Source organism: Frankia sp. CgMI4, assembly GCF_001756285.1.
Classification (GTDB): Bacteria; Actinomycetota; Actinomycetes; order Frankiales; family Frankiaceae; genus Frankia; species Frankia casuarinae.
The window spans coordinates 95,182-113,266 of sequence record NZ_MAQZ01000114.1; the positions used below are offsets into that span (position 1 = coordinate 95,182).

General features: G+C 73.7%; 12 protein-coding genes and 1 pseudogene. 10 read left to right on the forward strand and 3 right to left on the reverse strand.

Translation table 11 applies throughout. The features are described 5' to 3' along the window. Positions 1-19: 19 nt before the first annotated feature. The 8 genes and pseudogenes from Manayef4_RS19390 (at position 20) to Manayef4_RS19415 (ending at position 8,609) form a co-directional block, all read left to right on the forward strand. Positions 20-1,600: a glycosyltransferase 87 family protein gene (locus Manayef4_RS19390; protein ID WP_070132710.1), complete on the forward strand. Its 1,581-nt coding sequence runs from the start codon at positions 20-22 to the stop codon at positions 1,598-1,600. 646 nt (positions 1,601-2,246) lie between these two features. Beyond that, positions 2,247-3,515, forward strand: a complete 1,269-nt coding sequence (locus Manayef4_RS19395; protein ID WP_035731820.1) for a DEAD/DEAH box helicase — start codon at positions 2,247-2,249, stop codon at positions 3,513-3,515. Between the two features lie 312 nt (positions 3,516-3,827). Further along, positions 3,828-4,004, forward strand: coding sequence for a hypothetical protein (locus tag Manayef4_RS25185; RefSeq protein ID WP_023840775.1), 177 nt, complete (start codon positions 3,828-3,830; stop codon positions 4,002-4,004). A 106-nt stretch (positions 4,005-4,110) separates the two neighbouring features. Beyond that, entirely contained in the window at positions 4,111-4,827 is a 717-nt protein-coding gene (locus tag Manayef4_RS19400) for a hypothetical protein (protein ID WP_051569466.1), read from the forward strand. Positions 4,828-4,897: 70 nt separating this feature from the next. Further along, the gene (locus Manayef4_RS19405; RefSeq protein WP_349256651.1) at positions 4,898-6,502 is read left to right on the forward strand and encodes a pyridoxal-dependent decarboxylase; all 1,605 of its coding nucleotides are present in this window, start codon (positions 4,898-4,900) and stop codon (positions 6,500-6,502) included. A gap of 103 nt (positions 6,503-6,605) precedes the next feature. Further along, positions 6,606-6,803 (forward strand): annotated as a pseudogene (locus Manayef4_RS19410) (PHP domain-containing protein); the annotation flags it as partial. Between the two features lie 11 nt (positions 6,804-6,814). Beyond that, complete coding sequence (locus tag Manayef4_RS25190; RefSeq protein ID WP_011437256.1) at positions 6,815-6,991, forward strand: hypothetical protein; 177 nt, start codon at positions 6,815-6,817, stop codon at positions 6,989-6,991. A gap of 133 nt (positions 6,992-7,124) precedes the next feature. Then, entirely contained in the window at positions 7,125-8,609 is a 1,485-nt protein-coding gene (locus Manayef4_RS19415) for a class I SAM-dependent methyltransferase (RefSeq protein ID WP_051623864.1), read from the forward strand. Positions 8,610-8,667: 58 nt separating this feature from the next. On the opposite strand, the gene Manayef4_RS19420 is transcribed toward Manayef4_RS19415, so the two are convergent. The 3 genes from Manayef4_RS19420 to lat all read right to left on the reverse strand — a co-directional run bounded on the left by Manayef4_RS19420 (position 8,668) and on the right by lat (position 13,703). Beyond that, positions 8,668-10,374 (reverse strand): MFS transporter, encoded by a 1,707-nt coding sequence (locus tag Manayef4_RS19420; RefSeq protein ID WP_070132712.1) that lies wholly within the window; start codon positions 10,372-10,374, stop codon positions 8,668-8,670. 222 nt (positions 10,375-10,596) lie between these two features. Beyond that, on the reverse strand, positions 10,597-12,282 hold the full coding sequence (locus tag Manayef4_RS19425) for an aldehyde dehydrogenase family protein (RefSeq protein WP_011437259.1): 1,686 nt from the start codon (positions 12,280-12,282) through the stop codon (positions 10,597-10,599). Then, positions 12,279-13,703 (reverse strand): L-lysine 6-transaminase, encoded by a 1,425-nt coding sequence (gene lat / locus Manayef4_RS19430; protein ID WP_083282585.1) that lies wholly within the window; start codon positions 13,701-13,703, stop codon positions 12,279-12,281. The genes Manayef4_RS19425 and lat overlap by 4 nt, the downstream gene beginning before the upstream one ends. A gap of 585 nt (positions 13,704-14,288) precedes the next feature. Here lat and Manayef4_RS19435 point away from each other — a divergent pair. Continuing rightward, the gene (locus tag Manayef4_RS19435) at positions 14,289-16,037 is read left to right on the forward strand and encodes an LppP/LprE family lipoprotein (RefSeq protein WP_070132715.1); all 1,749 of its coding nucleotides are present in this window, start codon (positions 14,289-14,291) and stop codon (positions 16,035-16,037) included. A gap of 362 nt (positions 16,038-16,399) precedes the next feature. Beyond that, on the forward strand, positions 16,400-18,025 hold the full coding sequence (locus Manayef4_RS19440; protein ID WP_070132717.1) for a serine/threonine-protein kinase: 1,626 nt from the start codon (positions 16,400-16,402) through the stop codon (positions 18,023-18,025). The last annotated feature ends 60 nt before the right edge of the window (positions 18,026-18,085 follow it).

Genomic DNA, 18,085 nt, shown 5'->3' on the forward strand with positions numbered 1-18,085 from the left:
GGGTGGAGCTGAGGGAAGCATGCGGGGCAACGAGGACGATCGCCGTGGCGACGAGCGTGGGAGCCGGCCCGGCCCGGATAACCGACAGCTCGTCCGGGGAGTGTCATGGCCGACGCCACCCGGTCGGCCCACCCTGCCGGTCGTCGGACTGATCATGCTGGTCTGGTTCGGACTGATCACCCGGATCGGCCACTACGACGTCGACGTCTTCCTGCGGGCCGGCGCGGCCGTGCGGCACGGGCTCGATCCCTATCCCGCCCCCGGCACGGGTGCGGTGTACTCCGGCTTCGCGTTCGTCTACCCCTACCTCACGGCGATGCCRTTCGCGCCGCTGTCCTGCCTGGCACATGCGGACGACATCTTCGTCGCGGGATCCGTGCTCGCCCTGCTCGGCGGGACCCACCTCGCCGGCGCCCGGGACTGGCGGGTGTACGCGCTGGTCATCGCCCCGTCGTGCACCATCATCGGGCTGCAGATGGGCACCCTCAACGCGTTGCTGTTCGCGGGGCTGGCACTGGCCTGGCAACGACGCGACCGGCCCTGGACCTGTGGCGGCGTCGTCGCGTTGCTCGTCTACAGCAAGCTGTTTCTCGCGCCGCTGCTGCTCTGGCTGCTGCTCGCCCGCCGGTTGCGGGCCTGGATGGTGGCCCTCGCCGGTCTCGGCGCCCTGTTCCTGGCCGGTGAGCTGCTCAGCCCGGTGGGAACAGCGACCTACGTCGGCATGCTGGACGCGCTCGCCCGGGCGGAGGCCCCGAACGGGCTCAGCCTCACCGGCCTGCTTGTCAACATCGGTGTCGCGATGGAGGCCGCCGCGTCGATCGCCCGGCTCTGCGCCCTGGCCGTCCTCGCGGTCTGYTGGGCGGCCACCCGGCGGGGCCACGACGAACGGCTGCTGTTCGCCGGTGCCGTCGCCGCCGCGATCCTCGCCTCCCCGATCGTGTGGAGCCACTACCTTCTCCTGCTGGTCGCACCGCTGCTCGTACTCAGCGCGCCTCGTCCAAGCCTCGCGGACGCCGGGGTCGGACCGGGCTGCCGGGTCGGATCCGGTGCCCCCATCGGGCCGGACCCCGCCGTGGGATCGGGCACTCCGGTGAGACCGGGCRCCGCCGCGGGATCGGGCACTCCGGTGGAACCACCCACGTGCGTGGGGCCGGTCTCCCCCGGTCCGACCGCCGCGTTCGCCGTGAGCTCCTGGTTCCTCGTGACGCCCCACCGCAGCACCACCATGGAGCTGCTGGCTGTCACGGCGATCCTCGGGCCACTCGTGCTGAGCTCGCTGCACGCCGGTCGGACGTCGCGGCCGTCGGCCACCCGGCGACGGACCGTCGCGGCGGCGGGCGGGCGGGCTGCGACGCCCGCCAGGCTCAGGCTCGCGGTCGGGCTCGGGCTCGCGGTCGTGTTCGGGCTCGGTGACGCGGTGGTGAATCTCGCGGCGGGGCACAGCGCGGCCGGGCGGGTGGTGGGTGCTTACGGGACACTCGTCGGCGTCGTCACCCTGGTGGCCTGGGCCGGGCACGTCACCGCCCGCGACCGGGGACTGCGCACCGCGGCCGGCGACCCGCTCGCCCGAAAGAGCAACCCGGGACGAACCAGCGGGTGAGCCCGAGACGTACAGCCGCAGGATCGGCGTCTCTCACACTCCGCGTGGCGGAACGGCGATGTACCTTGAACAGAACGACGGCTTGCAAGGCCGTCCGCGCCCGGCCGAACGGTCGGGTGTGCGAGGTCGGTGCGAGCGCCCTAGCGGGGATGACCCGCCGGTGGGTCCGGTCGCGAAACCCGGCCGTACCCCCGGCCTCCGGACGATACGCGGACTGGTGTGGGACACCTCATCCAGTCCGGGTGGACCCATGGCGGCCCTGACCTGATCGGCGGATCCTCTGTCTCAGTACGGAAACTCCCAGTCCCACCCGGGCCAGCAGTCCCCCGGCTCCCAGCAGTCGCACGCCCCGCAGCGCCAGCCTCGCCCGGCCCGGGGCCGCGGCGGTCCGGGCGGTGGCGGGGCCCGGGGTGGCGGCCGCGGCGCCGGCGGCCGCGGCGCCGGCGGGCGCGGCGCCGGCGGGCGCGGCCCGCGGTACAGCGGCTCCCGTTCCGGTGGCCCGGCGCGCCCGGCCGGACCGACCATCACCACGCGTGAGCCCCGGCCGCCGGCCGAGTCCTTCGAGGCCGCGGGCCTGCCCCGCCGGCTTATCAAGGCGCTGGCCGACCGGGACATCGCCGCCCCGTTCCCAGTCCAGGCATCGACCCTGCCCGACGTCCTCGCCGGGGAGAACGTCCTCGGCCGGGCCCGGACCGGCTCGGGCAAAACGCTCGCCTTCGGGCTGCCGCTGCTCGCCCGCCTGGCCGGCCAGGGGCCGGCCCAGCCCCGCCGGCCCCGTGCGCTCGTCCTCGTGCCGACCCGCGAGCTGGCCCAGCAGGTCAACGACGCGCTTGAGCCCCTGACCAAGGCGCTCAACCTCCGGCTCGCGCCGGTGTACGGCGGGACGTCCATCAGCCGGCAGATCTCCGCGCTGCGCCGCGGTGTGCACCTGGTCGTCGCCACCCCGGGTCGGCTCACCGATCTGGTGGAGCGCGGCGCGTGCGTGCTGGACGGGATCGAGATCACGGTCCTGGACGAGGCCGACTTCATGTGTGACCTCGGCTTCCTGCCCGCGGTGAAGGCACTGCTCGACGCCACTCCGGCGGACGGGCAGCGGCTGCTGTTCAGCGCGACGCTCGACCGGGAGGTCGAGGTGCTCGTGCGCGACTACCTGCCCGACCCGGTCCTGGTCGCGGTGGACTCCGAGGTCTCCCAGGTCACCACGCTCGCCCGGCACGCGCTCGAGGCCGTCGACCGGGCCGCGCAGGTCGCCCTGGTGACCGCGCTCGCCGGYGGCTCGGGGCGCACCCTGGTGTTCGTGCGCACCCAGCGTGACGCCGACTGGGTGGCCGAGTCGCTGAGCCGGGCCGGGGTGCCGGCCGAGCCGCTGCACGGCGGAATGCCACAGGGGGCGCGGACCCGGGCGCTGGCCGGTTTCACCGACGGCTTCTACCGGGTGCTGGTCGCCACCGACGTCGCCGCCCGCGGCATCCACGTTGACGGCATCCGGCTCGTCGTGCACCTCGGTCCGCCGGAGGACGCCAAGACCTACCAGCACCGAGGCGGACGGACCGCCCGAGCCGGCGCCGACGGTGCGGACGTGCTCGTCACCCTGCCCGCCGAACGCGGCAAGGTGCGCGGGCTGCTGCGCGCCGTCGGGATCGAGGCGAGGCCGATCCCGACGACCGCCGACGATCCGATCGTGCTCGAGCTCGCCGGGCCGCCCGCGCCCCGGATCAGCAAGGACGAGATCCCGCTAGCCCGCACGGGCGGCGGGCGGGGACCGCGCGGCGGCGGTACGCCTCGCGGCAACGAGCACCGGCCCGCCCGGCGAGAGGGGCACCGGTTCGGGCGGCCGGCGACCGGGCACGGCCGCCCGCCGCGCCGGGGCGCCGCTCCCGGAACGGCCTCCACCGCACCGGCACCGACAGCCTGACCGCCGGCTCCGGCGCGCCCCTGCGGGCCCGACCGGACGTCCCGCCCCGGCCGCGGGCTCCGGCCGACCGGCCCCGGTTTCGACCGGGCCGGTTGGCCGGTTGGCCGGTTGAACGCGCCTGACCAACGGCTCGCGCATGCTCTGCGCACGATCCGCGCATGCCAGGGCCATCCGACGGCCAATGAAGGGCGCAACGCATCGCCATCGTTCGGATTTGTGGTGTGACCAGGATCACTTGGAGACTTTGCGCGCCACGTCCACTCGATACCGTTTTAGGGACAGGTGTCGGTAACGATGGAAGGAGCGTTGCGCATGGAACAGGATGAGACGACCCACCTGGTCCCGGGGCTTTCCCTACCAGGTCAGCGGGAGACCGGCTCCGGCGTCCTCGACGGCGCGGAGGTCTTCGAGCCGGCCACGGAGACATTCTCGTTCGGGTCCGTCGCAAACCCGAACCGGCTCCGGCTCGGCGCCTCCCGGTCACTGTGACTTCTGGAGGTCGGCCGCCGTCGGGCGGCCGGCCTTGCTGTTTCACCGTCGGMTTCACCGCTGGCGGGTCTGTCGGCCACGAGGAGCGTCGTCCTACCGTCACAGCATGAGCAGCCGCGACGTGACCGCCCCCTCGGTCACCACACCCCCGGTGACCACACCCCCGGTTTCGGCGGACCCGTTCGGCCGGGAGAACCACCGGTCGTTCTGGGCCCAGCTGGACGGGCCGGTGCACTACGTCGACCTCGGGGGGGCCACCCGACGGCCCGCTGCTGCTGTGCGCGCACGGTCTCGGCGGCTCCCACCTCCCCTGGCTCGCCTTCGCCCCACTGCTCACCCCGGTCTGCCGGTCCCCCGCCTCGCCGCGGCGGTCCTCGCGTACCGCCGCGGCCGCTACACCCCCCACCAGCTCGTCGACGAGAACCTGCGGCGGCTCTGCGCCGACCCCGGCCGCGTCCCGCCGGCGGCGATCGCGGCGATGGTGCGCGCGCAGAGCGAGCGCGGCGGGATCCCCGGCGCGGACCAGGCGTACGTGGGAGCGGCGCGCTCGGTCGTCTGGTCACTGGTGCGCCCGGCCTCGCTCGCGCACATGGTCCGCACCGTCCGGCAACCGACGCTGCTCGTCCACGGCTCCGCCGACCGGCTGATCCCGGTGGGCGTGGCACGCCATGTCGCCGCGGAACGCCCGGACTGGCGGGTGGAGATCCTCGACAGGTTCGGCCACATGCCGATGCTTGAGGCGAAGGCTCACCGCCGAGCTGGTGCTGGACTGGCTGGGCCGGGAGGCGGCGCACGCCCGGCGGCGGCGGTGGCGGCCGACTGACGCCGCCGGGCATCGGACCCGCTGGCGAACGATCATCCATCTCGGACGAGGAGATCCACCGATGCGAGGCATGCCGCCCGTTGACGCGCTCCGCGCGGCACTGCGCGCCGCCGCCGGGCATGCCGACGCCTACCTGGCGGGTCTGGCCGATCGTCGGGTCGGCCCCAGCCTGACCGCCGAGCAGGTCCGCCGCCGGCTCGGCGACACGCTGCCGGCAGGCCCGAGCGACCCGGTGGCGGTCATCGACGCCCTGGTCGACGCGGTGGCCGGCGGCCTCACCGCGACCGGCTCGGGCCGCTTCTTCGGCTACGTCGTCGGCGGGACCCTGCCGGCGGCGCTCGCCGCCGACCTGCTCACCGTCGTGTGGGACCAGAACGCCGCCCTGGCCTCCCTCTCCCCGGCCGCCAGCGCCGTCGAGGCGCTGACCGGCCGCTGGATCGCGCAACTGCTCGGCCTGCCGTCGGGGGTGTCCGTCGGGTTCACCACCGGCACCCAGATGGCGCACGTGACCGCCCTGGCGGCCGCACGGCACCGGGTGCTGGCGCGGGCCGGCTGGGATGTCGAGACGGACGGTCTCGCCGGGGCGCCGCCCGTGCGGGTCCTGGTCGGTGCCGCCCGGCACGCCACCGTCGACGCCGCGTTGCGCCTGCTCGGATTCGGCACCCGCGCGACGATCGCCGTCGAGGCCGACGAACTCGGGCGGATGCGCCCCGAGGCGCTGCGGGCGGCCCTTGCCGACGAGAGCGGCGGGAGCGGGCCGACGATCGTGATCGCCCAGGCGGGGGAGGTCAACACCGGCGGGTTCGACCCCTTCGAGGAGGTGTGCGCGCTGGCCCGCGAACACGGCGCCTGGGTACACGTGGACGGTGCGTTCGGGCTGTGGGCGGCGGTGTCGGCGGCGGCGTCCCGGCGCGCCCTCGTCGCCGGGGTCGAGCGGGCCGACTCGTGGGCGACCGACGGCCACAAGTGGCTCAACGTCCCGTACGACTGCGGGATCGCGCTCATCGCGGACCGCGAGGCGCACCGGCGGTCGATGTCGGTCTCGGCGGATTACTTCGTCCTCGACTCCGCCGGCCGGCTCGACCCGGTCGACTGGACACCGGAGTTCAGCCGCCGGGCACGGGCCTTCGCCGTATACGCGGCGCTGCGCTCGCTCGGCCGGGCGGGGCTGCGCGATCTGGTGGACCGGTGCTGCGAGTATGCCAACCGCTTCGCCGTGCGGCTCGCCGCTCTTCCCGGGGTGACGGTGCTGAACTCGGTGGCCGGCCCAGCCGGGTCAGCCGGGTCAGCCGGGTCAGCCGGCCCGGGCCGCGTCGTGGAGCTCAACCAGGTGCTGATCCGGGTGGTGGCAGACCAGGAGGGCGACCGGACGGCGGCCGGGCGGGCGGAGGGCGACCGGCTGACGGCGGCGGTCACGGCCGCGGTGACGGCGAGCGGCGAGGCGTTCGTGAGCGGCACGGTGTGGCGGGGGCGCACGGCGATGCGCATCTCGGTAAGCAACTGGTCGACCTCGGACGGCGAGGTGGAGCGGACGATCGCGGTGATCGAGGCCGCCGTCGCCGAGGCGCGGGGGACGACCGTGCGGGGGACGACCGTGCGGGGGACGACCGTGCGGGGGACGACCGTGGCGGCGCCGAGCGGCGGCGGTACGCACCGCGGCGGTATCGCTTCGTAGTACCCGGCAGACACGACGGCGGAGGTGTCCGGACCGCGCGCGCGGGAAGGTCTGACGGTCCAACTCTTCCGTCCACCTTCACGTTCACACCGAGTACTCGACACTGGACGGGGCGGCTCGGCTGAAGGACATGCTCAAAGAGGTCTTCCGCCAGCAGATGCCGGCGGTCGCAATCACCGATCACGGCTACATGTACGGCGCCTACGACTTCCACAAGCAGGCGACGGCGGCCGGCGTCAAGCCCATCATCGGCTGCGAGGCGTACGTCGCGCCGGAATCCCGCCCGCTCAAGCAGCGGGTGCGCCGCTGACGGTGGAGCGGCTGCGGGAGGTTCTCGGCGCCCCTCCCGGGCGGACGGAAGTGCACCTGCGGCTGCAGACCGCGAGCCGCACCACCGTGTTCCGGTTCGACGACGCGCATACGGTCCAGCGCACTCCGGCCCTCATGGGCGACCTCAAGGCCCTGCTCGGCGCCTCCGCCGTGGCCTGAGCGGCGCGGGACGGACCGGAGCATTCCCGCTACCGAGGATCCCGTCGGGGATACGGACATGCAACACCCGACACCGTTGCGGCAGCAGGTTTCCGGGGGACGATGAGCCCAGGTAACAACCGGAGGATGCGCCGTGACGATCAGTCGACAGCCGGCGGAGCACGACCCTGCCGAAGCGACCATTCCGCGCCGGGAGCCGCAGTGGTCACCGAACGTGGCGCGGGCGACGCGCATCTTGTTCGAGAGCCTGATCGGGGACGACCCGCCGGTACGGATCGCGCTGTGGGACGGCTCGGTGCTGGGACCGGACACCACCACCCGGATCCTGGTCCGCTCGCCGGAGGCGCTGCGCCGCATTCTGTTCCGCCCGGGTGAGCTGGGCTTCGCGCGGGCCTTCGTCGCCGGGGAGATCGACGTCGAGGGGGACATCTTCGCCGCCCTCGCGGTGCGCCGAGGCATCGCCGGTGCCGGCTCGCGGCTGACCGGCGCGACCGCCCGCGCCGCCGCGACCCTGCTGCGCGAACTCGGCCCGCGCATGCCGGCCCCGCCGCCCGAGGAGGCCCGGCTGCGCGGCCGGCAGCACACCCGGGACCGGGACGCGGCGGCGATATCCCATCACTACGACGTGTCCAATGCGTTCTACCGCCTCATCCTCGGCCCGACGATGACCTATTCCTGCGGGGTGTGGGAATCGGAGCAGGTCGGCCTGGACGCCGCCCAGAACGCCAAGCACGAGCTGGTCTGCCGCAAGCTGGGCCTGCGTCCCGGCGAGCGGTTGCTGGACATCGGCTGCGGCTGGGGCAGCATGCTGATCCACGCCGCCCGCCACCACGGGGTCCGCGGCGTGGGGGTGACCATCTCGGTGGAACAGGCCACGCAGGCCCGCCGCCTCGTCGCCGAGGCGGACCTCGCCGACGTCATCGAGATCCGCCTGCAGGACTACCGGGAAATCCCGGACGGCCCCTTCGACGCGATCAGTTCCATCGGCATGGTGGAACACGTCGGCCGGGCGATGCTCCCGACTTACTTCGACCAGTTGTACCGGCTGCTGCGCCCCGGGGGGCGCCTGCTCAACCACGGCATCTCGTTTCCCGGCGACCCCGCGGGGGCCCGCCGGGCCCGGCCCGGCCTCGGCCCGGTCCCGTTGCCGAGGGGACGCGACTTCCTCCAGCGCTACGTCTTCCCGGACGGGGAACTACACGAGATCGGGGTCATGGTCTCCCTGATGCAGGCGGCCGGTTTCGAGGCGCGCCACGTCGAGTCCCTGCGCGAGCACTACGCGCTGACCCTGCGGGCCTGGGTACGCCTGCTGGAGAAGAACTGGCCGGCCGCGGTCGGCATGGTCGGGGCGGGTCGGGCCCGCGTCTGGCGGCTCTACATGGCCGGATCGGCGCTGAGCTTCGAGAGCGGGCGGACCCAGATCCACCAGACCCTCGCGGTCCGGCCGGACGCCGGCACCGCCGGCATGCCCCTGCGGCCCCGCTTCGAGTCGCCCACGACCGCACCGAGCCAGTCGACCGCACCGACGCCCACGACCGCACCGACGCCCACGACCGCACCGACGCCCACGACCGCACCGACGCCCACGACCGCACCGAGCCAGTCGACGGCCGGCTGACCCGGCTATGCCGCCCGGGAGCCCGCCCGGGAGCGGCGTCTACGATCGGAAGCGACGCCTATGCCCCGGGAGCGGCGGAGTCCGCCACCGTACGGTCGGACCCTTCGGTGCCGACGCTCTCGGCCCGCCCGGCGACCGCGTCCCCGGCCGTCAACGATCCGGCCGTTGACGATCCGACCGTTGACGATTCAGGCATCGACGGCGCAGCGTCCCGGCGCAGCACCACCACGACGGCGATGGCCGTGACCGCCATGACCGTCATGGCAATCAGGGCGGTCACCGACATCGCGTCGACGTAGCATTCCTGTGCCACCCGCAGCAGCATGTCGCCAAGACCACCCGGGTGGAGGCCGCCGGGGAGCCGGTGGGCGACCTCCACCGCACCGCCGAGGGTCTCCCGCGCCGCGTCGACCGCGATCGTGGGCAGGCCGGACGGTGYCCGCGTCGGCACCTCGTTCCGGTAGACGGCGGTGGCGATGCTGCCGAGAACGGCGACCCCGAGCGCGCCCCCGAACTCGATGGCCGACTCGGACAGGGCGGAGGCCGAACCCGCCCGTTCGGGTGGGGCGTTGCCGAGCACGACGTCGGTGCAGATCGTGAGGACGACACCGACCCCGCTGATCAGCACGGCATAGGCGCCGAGCAGCACCGGCAGACCCCCGGAGACGCCGAGCCGACTGGCGATGCCGAATCCCAGCGCGGTGACGACCAGCCCCGCGCCAAGCGCGCCGCCCAGCCGCAGCAGCCGCAGCAGCCGGGGGGCGGCCAGCACAGAGATAATCATTGCGGTCGCCGGCAACATCGTCCACAGTCCGGCGACCAGCGGGGTCAGGCCCGCCACGAGCTGCAGGTACTGAGTGGCGAAGAAGCTGAACCCGACGAGGGCGAACAGGGCGAGGGCGTTGACGGCCAACGCCGTGCGCACGGCACGGGACGCGAACAACCGCGGATCGATCAGCGGTTGGTCGACCCGGCGCTGCCGGACCACAAGGAGGCCACCCAGGATCACACCGACGACGAAGGCGGTCATCGGAACGGCGGTCCAGCCGTGTTCGGCGATGCGCTTCATGCCGTAGACCGCGCTGAGGACGGCGGCGAGGGAGAGCCCGGCGCTGGTCAGGTCGAAGCGGYCGGGACGCGGATCCCGGAACTCGGGCAGGAACGCGAGACCCAGCACCAGCAGCAGGAGCATCACCGGCACATTGATCAGGAAGACGGCACCCCACCAGAAGTGCTCCAGCAGGAAGCCGCCGAGCAGCGGTCCCAGCGCGACACCGCCGGAGAAGCTCGCCGTCCAGATGGCGACGGCGACGCGCCTCTGGTCCGGATCGACGAACAGGACCCGGATGAGCCCGAGGGTCGACGGCATCAGGGTGGCACCGGCGGCGCCCATCGCCGCCCGGGCGAGGATCAGCATGACCGGGCCGGTGGCGTAGGCGGCGAGTACCGACGCGGTTCCGAACACGGYCGCGCCGTAGAGCAGGAGCCGGCGACGCCCGATCCGGTCGCCGACCGTCCCCATCGYGATCAGCAGGCCGGCGAGCACGAAGGAGTAGATGTCGACGATCCAGAGCAGTTGGGCGCCGCTCGGGGCGAGGCGTGCGGTGATGAACGGYAGGGCGAAGTACAGCACGGTCACGTCGATCGACAGCAGCAGGCAGGGCAGGGCGAGTACGGCGAGACCGGCCCATTCCCGGCGGCCGGCCCGTCGTGTGCCGGGGGTCGGCCGCATCCCGGGCATCGGTTGCATCACCAGGTCTGGCATGCGCCGACTATGGCGCGGACCGGCGCCCGGCGCCGGGGCCCAGTCCTGGATGCGGCGAGATGCGACAACGCACCGGGACGGCGGAACCTCCGGACGCCCCGATCCGCCGTGACCAGCCGCGTTGTTCCGCATCGTCGAGAAAACCCCATCGGGTCCATGAGGCGAGACGGCAGCAYGGCAGCACGGCGAGACGGCAGCACGGCACCCGTCTCAGTCGGAACGTCACGGGTCCGACAGGCGGAAGGACAGGTCGGCCGGGGGCACGGCCGTGTCGAGTTGGGCCTTCTGCAACCTGCCGGAGTAGTCCCAGTTCATCGACTGCCATCGGGTGACCTGGTCGAGGACCCAGCGACCGGACTGGCGGCTTCCGTTACCGGACCGCCCGTTGCCACCGAAGGGCAGGTGGGCCTCCGCGCCCGACGTCGAGGAGTTGACGCTGACCATCCCGGCCCGCACCCCCCGCCGGAACCGGAACGCGCTCGCCGCATCGCCGGTGTAGATCGACGACGACAGCCCGTAGCCGGGCAGGTTCGCCAGGTCGATGGCCTCGTCGAGGCTGCGGTAGGTGGTAACGCCGATGATCGGACCGAACGTCTCCTCGCGGAACACCTCGTCGTCCGGGCGCACGCCGTCGAGCACCACCGGGTGGTAGTACAGCCCGGAGTCGGGATCGCCGACGAAGCCGCGACGCGGTCCGCCCGGCCACCTTCCCGGCCCTGCCGGTGTCAACGGCGTCGATGAACCGGCCGACGTCCCGAAACCGGCCGACGTGATCCGTCCCACCGCGGTGGACCCGAAGATCCGGTGATGGTCCCGGATCAGGTCGAGATGGTCGGCGAACCCGGCCGCGAACCGGGCGTCGAGCAGCGGCCCGTACAGCACGTCCCGGGTCGGATCGCCGACGACCGCCGCGGACACGGCGGCGTCGAGCCGACGCACGAACTCGGCGTGCACCGACTCGTGCACGATCGCCGTACCCAGCGAGGTGCACCGCTGCCCGGCGGTGCCGAACCCGGCGAACACCGCCGCTTCGACGGCGGCGTCGAGATCGGCGTCGGGCGCAACGACCATCGGGTTCTTCCCGCCGAGTTCCAGGCACGGCGACTGCAGGTACCGGCCGCACAGGGCGCCGATGAACCGGCCGACCTCGGTGGATCCGGTGAAGCCGACCTTGTCGACGACGCCGGCCGCCAGCGCCCGCTCCAGCCCGAGCGACGTCGCCGCGCCGTCGGCGGGCACGAGGTTCACCGCGCCGGCGGGAACCCCGGCGGCGGCCATCAGCTCGACCAGGGCCTGCGCGCAGGCCGCCGCGTACTCGGCAGGCTTCCAGACCACGGTGTCGCCGGCGAGCAGGGCCGGCACGATGTACCAGGACGGCACCGCCACCGGGAAGTTCCCCGCTGTTATCACCATCATCACCCCGACCGGCTCCCGGAAGGTGAACAGCTGCTTGTCCGGCATCTCGGAGGGAACGGTCTCGCCGTAAAGCCGGCGTCCCTCGCCGCGGAAGAACTCGCAGGTGTCGATGATCTCCTGGACCTCGCCGCGAGCCTCGGCCGCCGGTTTGCCGATCTCCCGGGTGACGAGCCGGGCGAGCGCGGCGGCGTTGTCCGCGACGAGCCGGCCGAGATTGCCGATCACGCTTCCCCGGACCGGGGCCGGCACGTCTGCCCAGGTGCGCTGGGCGTCACGGGCCGCCACCGCGGCGGCAAGGATCGTCTCCGGGCCGGCCAGCTCGACCTCGGCGACCACGTCGTCGAGCCGGGCCGGGTTGGTCGAGGGCACCGTCCGGACCGGGGTGAGCTCCGCTTCGGCCGCGCCGGGCGGCGCGCACCCGTCCCGCGGACGTCCGTCCCGCGGACGTCCGCCAATGAGCGCACCAACCCGCCGTGGCCGTACCAGCGTCATGACGATCCCCCATCCGGTCCACCGGGTCCATCCGGCCTATCTAATCCGCCCGGCCCATCGGATCCGCCCAGCCCGTCCAATCCACCACCCGGCAGTCCGTCGAGGACCCGGCCGAGGGCCGCGATCCCGGCGGCGAGCTGCTCGGCGCTCACCGTCAGCGCCGGTCGGAACCGGATGGCCCGTTCCCCGGCGGGCAGCGCGAGGACTCCCTCGCGCACCCGCAGCCGCCGCAGCACCTCGTTCCGGACGGCGCTGCCCGGCAGGTCCACCGCGCAGAGCAGACCGCGCCCACGGGGATTACGCAGCAGCCGGGAGTGGCGGGCCGCGAGCTCCGTCAGCCCGGCAAGCATGCCCACGCCGAGCTCGCCGGCCCGGGCCATGAGCCCCTGTGCCTCGATAATCTCCAGGATGCGGGTGGCGCGGACCATGTCCACCAGGCCACCACCCCAGGTGGAGTTGATCCGCCCGGGCACGCGGAAGACGTTGTCGGCGACCTCGTCGACCCGCCGGCCGGCCATCACCCCGCCGAGCTGGACCTTCTTACCGAACGCGACGACGTCCGGGCGCAGGCCGAGCTGCTGGTAGGCCCACGCCGAGCCGGTGGCGCCGACACCGGTCTGCACCTCGTCGAGCACGAACAGCGCGTCGTGGCGCCGGCAGAGCGCGGCCATCGCGGCCAAGAACTCGGCCCGCAGGTGGTTGTCCCCGCCCTCGCTCTGGATCGGTTCGGCCAGAAAGCAGGCGATGTCGTGGGGATGGGCGGCGAAGGCGGCCTCGGCCTGGCCGAGCGCGACACGTTCCGCGGCAATCACGGCGTCGAGGGCCGGCCCCACGCAGGGAAACATCATCGCCGGGCAGTCAATGCGCGGCCAGTCGAAGACGGGGAAACGCTCGGTCTTGACCGGATCGGTGTTCGTGACCGAGAGGGTGTAGCCGCTGCGTCCGTGGAAGGCGTTCCGCAGGTGCAGAACCCGACGGCCGAGCGCCGCGGGACGGCCGTGTGCCGCGTTGTGCCGRCTCTTCCAGTCGAAGGCGCACTTGAGCGCGTTCTCCACCGCCAGGGCCCCGCCCTCGACGAAGAACAGATGCGGCAACTGCGGATCGCCGAGGACCCGGGCGAAGGTCCGCACGAACTCGGCGTAGGCGACGGTGGCGACGTCCGGATTCGCCGGCTTGTTGACCGCCACCCGGCCCAGCCGGGCGACGAAGCCCGCGTCGTTGACGAGGTCCGGCGGGTTGATCCCGAGCGGCGCCGAGGCGAAGAAGCTGTAGAGGTCGAGATAGCGCCGCCCATCACGGGCGTCGACGAGCACGCTGCCGCGGCTCATCGCCAGGTCGCAGACGAGGTCGAAGCCGTCGACGAGGACGTGACGACCGAGCGTGCTCAGCACTGCGTCCGCCGCTAGCCCCTCCGCCGGCATCGCGTCCGCCGACCGGGCACCGGACGCAGACACCTGGGCTGACCGCAAGGGCTGGGCTGACCGCAAGGGGACGACCATCCCGCTCTCCTCCCCCGGACCACTTTCATCCGGATCCCGTCGCCATCCCACGAGCCGTCTCGGCGACGTCGATCTTCTTACGAAAATATCCCTGCAAGATTACGCTACAACCTCTAATTCTTTCGTTCCATACCAAGCATTGGACAAATCTTCGCGCGAAGGTCGTCAGGGYGTAGCGGCGACGCGTCAACCACACCGCGAGCGGCGCRTCGACCACACCGCACACATAAAGTGGCGGACACTTGACACAGAGCGAAGGCAACGCCGTCAGATGAGTGCAGGGGACGGCACGGGAGACAATCGGCGCATCTCCACCCCGCACCGTCGCGAGGTGCGCCGGAACCGCCGGGCCACCCCGACACCCGGGCTACCCCGACACCCGGGCCACCCCGACACCCGGGCCACCCCGACACCCGGGCCACCCCGACACCCGGGCCACCCCGACACCCGGGCCACCCCGACACCCGGGCTACCCCGACACCCGACGACGGAGAGAAGGCAAGCGGCGTGCTGACGCCCCTGACCACGGACGATCCCCGACGCATCGGCCCCTACCGGCTGGCGAACCGCATCGGCGCGGGTGGGATGGGCGTCGTCTACCTCGGTTTCGGCACCGACGGCAGGCCTGCGGCCGTGAAGGTGCCGTCGGCCGGACTCGCCGACGATCCCGAGTTCCGGTCCCGTTTCCGGCACGAGGTCGACGCGGCCCGCCGGGTCAGGGGCAGCGCCGTCGCCGCTGTGCTCGACGCCGACCTGACCGGGCAACGGCCGTGGATGGCCACGGAGTACGTCGAGGGCAGGAACCTGGCGGACGCGGTCGCCACCCGCGGCCAGCTCGACGATCGACTGGTCCAGGGACTCGCCGTCGGTCTGGCCGACGCCCTGGTCGCGATCCATGCCGCCGGGGTGGTGCACCGCGACCTCAAACCGGCGAACATCCTGCTCACCTGGGACGGCCCGAAGGTCATCGACTTCGGCATCGCCCGCGCCGGGGACAACACGAGCCACACCCGGACGGGAATGCTGATCGGCACCCTGGTCTGGATGGCGCCCGAGCAGCTGCGCGGCGAGCGGGCCGGACCCGCGGCCGACATCTTCGCCTGGGGGGCCTGCGTCACCTTCGCCGCCGCCGGCCGGCCCCCCTTCCGGGGCGAACGGGCGGAGGCGATCGGCCTGCAGATCCTCACCGCGGAGCCCAACCTCGACGGGTTGCCCGCGTCCCTGGTCGGCGTCGTGCGGGCGGCCCTGGACAAGGAGCCGGCGCGCCGCCCCGCCGCCACCGAGCTGCTCGCCCGACTGGTCGGCCACGACGTCCGCTCCCCCGCCGAATCGGACCGGGCCAGCGAGACGGCGCTGGCCCGCTGGTGGTCGTTGCCGCCGACCCCGCCGGACGGCGAGGGTCCCCACGGGGGGTACCGCGACGCCGGCTACGGTCCCGATCCCGCCCACCACCGCGCGTCCGCCCACCACCGCGCGTCCGCCCCGCCGACCGTGAGCCACGGCGCTGACGGCTGGGAGGACGACGGGTGGCGCGTCGGGTCGGGCAGAGGCGGGAGCGGGGGCGGCGGGCGGCGTGGAGCCGTCGTGGCGGTGGCCGCGCTGCTCGCGGTGCTGCTCAGCGGGGGCCTCGCGGCGGCCCTGGTGCTCAACCGTAGCGACGACACGCCCACCATCACGGGGTCGACGCCAGACCCGCTGGCGACGGCGGGGACGGCCGCCGGGACGACGGGTCCGTTGCAGGCCGCCGGGACGACGGGTCCGTTGCAGGCCGCCGCGCCGCCCGCCACAACCGGGCCCGCATCGGCGCGGGCGCGGGCGTCGGCGTCAGCGAGCCCGACACCGGTGGCGACCACGGTGGCGACCACGGTGGCGACGCTGTCCGCCGCCGACGCCGCCGCCACGGTGCGCCGGAAGGGCTATGAGCCGGACATGAGCACCTACGCGGCCGACCGGCGACTGAACGTAGTGATCGGCACCGGCCAGCCGGCCGGGGACACCCCCCGGCAGCTCGCCTTCGTCTTCGCCGACGGTGAGTACCGTGGCACGGACACGAAGGCACCCAGCGCGCGCATCACCCTCCAGCGCCAGCGCAACGATCATGAGGTCGTGCTGCGCTATGCCACCTACGACCCGCGGGACCCGGTCGATGCCCCGTCGGGCCACGCCGACGTCCGCTTCCGCTGGACTGGCACAATCTTCTCCACCCTGGACAAGATTCCGCCGAGCGACCCGAATGTCTCCGGCAGCCGACGGTAGGGCCGTCCGCCGGGGTCCGGGTGGCGGCGGGCGGTACCGGATGGCGGGTGGCGGATGGCGGTGGCGGGTGGCGGACCCGAGGCGCCCGCCTCCGCGCCCAGCCGCACATCGCTGCGCTGGAAGCATTACGGTTCAGGGTTAGGGGTCTCGCGGGGCCGTGGACGTCGCGGATGCCGTGGACGCTGTGAATGACGCTGTGAATGCCGTCGACCCACGGACACCGGTGCGGCGCGGGCCGGCGGCCATCGGGCCTCGGCCCGTGCCCACCGCCGACGAAGGAGTGAGCTTTCGGGTGAGCCCCGGCATTCCGAGTCTCACGGCCGAACGCGGAACCGAACGCGGCGATCAGGACAGGCGGCACGATGCTGACCCCGCTTGTTGACGACGACCCGCGCCACGTCGGCCCGTTCACGATCCACAACCGGATCGGYGCTGGCGGCATGGGCACCGTGTACCTCGGTTTCAACGCCGACGGCCGGGCCGCCGCGGTGAAGGTTCCCGACGCCCGGTTCGCCGACGACCCCGAATTCCGGGAACGGTTCCGCCGCGAGGTGGCCGCCGCCCGCCGGGTGCACGGCCGGGCGGTCGCGGCGGTACTCGACGCCGATCCCGAGGCCACGTCGCCGTGGCTGGCGACCGAATACGTGGAGGGCACCAGCCTCGCCGACGCGGTGCTGCGCCACGGCCGGCTGGAGGAACGGCTGCTGCACGGCTTCAGCGTGGGACTCGCCGACGCGCTGATCRCCATCCATGCCGCCGGAGTGGTGCACCGCGACCTCAAGCCCTCGAACATCCTGCTGGCCTGGGACGGCYCGAAGGTCATCGACTTCGGCATCGCGCGGGCCTCGGGGATCCCCAGCCACACCCGCACCGGGATTCTCATTGGCACGCTGGCCTGGATGGCGCCCGAGCAGCTGCGCGGGGAACGGGCCGGGCCCCCCGCCGACGTGTTCGCCTGGGGCGCCTGCGTGACGTACGCGGCGACGGGACATCCGCCGTTCGCCTCCGAGCAGTCCGACGTGCTGACCAGGATGCGCGAGGACCGACCACCCGACATCGCCGGCGTGCCGGTGAAGCTCGCCCCGCTGGTGCGCGCGGCGCTCGGGCGTCGGCCGGAGGAGCGCCCGAGCGCCGCCGAACTGGTCCGCAGCCTGGTCTCGGACTCCGCGGTCCGCACCCCGGCCGACGCCGACCGGGCTGCGGCGTTGGCCCTCACCCCCTGGCAGGCCCGCCCGCCGCTGAGCGCGGGACCCGGCAACGGCAGCAACAGCAACGGCGCGCCGCTGGACCCTGACCGGCCCGATCAGCCGACCCATCCCCTGGCCAACCGGCCGACGCCACCGCCGGGCGACGACCAGTCGTGGCGCACCGTCCCGGTGCCCCGCCGGGGCGCGGACGGCTCGGTGCAGGATCCCGCCGACGGCGGCGCAGCCGGTCCGCCGCGACACCCGGCGGACGGCGGGCTCCTCGGCATGCTGCTCGGCCGGCTCCCGGCGTCCTGGCGGCGGCAGGCACCGGGCGCGCACGGAGCGCTGCCGGTCGTCCTGCTCGCTGGAATCGTCGGGCTCGTCGGGCTCGTCGCCGCGCTCATCGGGGCCGGCGGCTCCGATCCCCAGGTGGAACCGGCCGCCCCCGCCCCGTCGTTCGGCCCGGCGGCCCCCGGCGGCCCCGCGAACCAGCCGCCGGCCGGTGCTCCGCTGTGGACGCCGGGCACCCGGCCCGGCCCGGCTCGGCCCGGCCCGGCCAGCCCACCCCCGGTCGGCGACGAACAGCCGATGACACCGACGGACCCGGGCACTGCGACACCGGTACCCACCACGGCGAGCGCGCAGCCGAGCGCCACGCCTACGAGCCGGCCATCGCAGCCGACGGGCGCCTCCCCGACGGTCGCGCCGACCCCGTCGCCGAGCCCGGGCGCCTCGACCACGGCGACAAGCTGCCCGACGGGCGCCCCAGTCGGGGGCGCGACGACCGCACCGCCCTGCTGAACCCGCCRCACGGCCGCGTCACGCCACCGTCCGGCGTCCTGGTGCTCATCCACCACGCAC

Coding starts and splice junctions, on each gene's coding strand:
- Manayef4_RS25185 (WP_023840775.1), top strand. CDS start 3,828: ATGGAACAGGATGAGACGACCCACCTGGTCCCGGGGCTTTCCCTACCA.
- Manayef4_RS19400 (WP_051569466.1), top strand. CDS start 4,111: ATGAGCAGCCGCGACGTGACCGCCCCCTCGGTCACCACACCCCCGGTG.
- Manayef4_RS19405 (WP_349256651.1), top strand. CDS start 4,898: ATGCCGCCCGTTGACGCGCTCCGCGCGGCACTGCGCGCCGCCGCCGGG.
- Manayef4_RS19425 (WP_011437259.1), bottom strand. CDS start 12,282: ATGACGCTGGTACGGCCACGGCGGGTTGGTGCGCTCATTGGCGGACGT.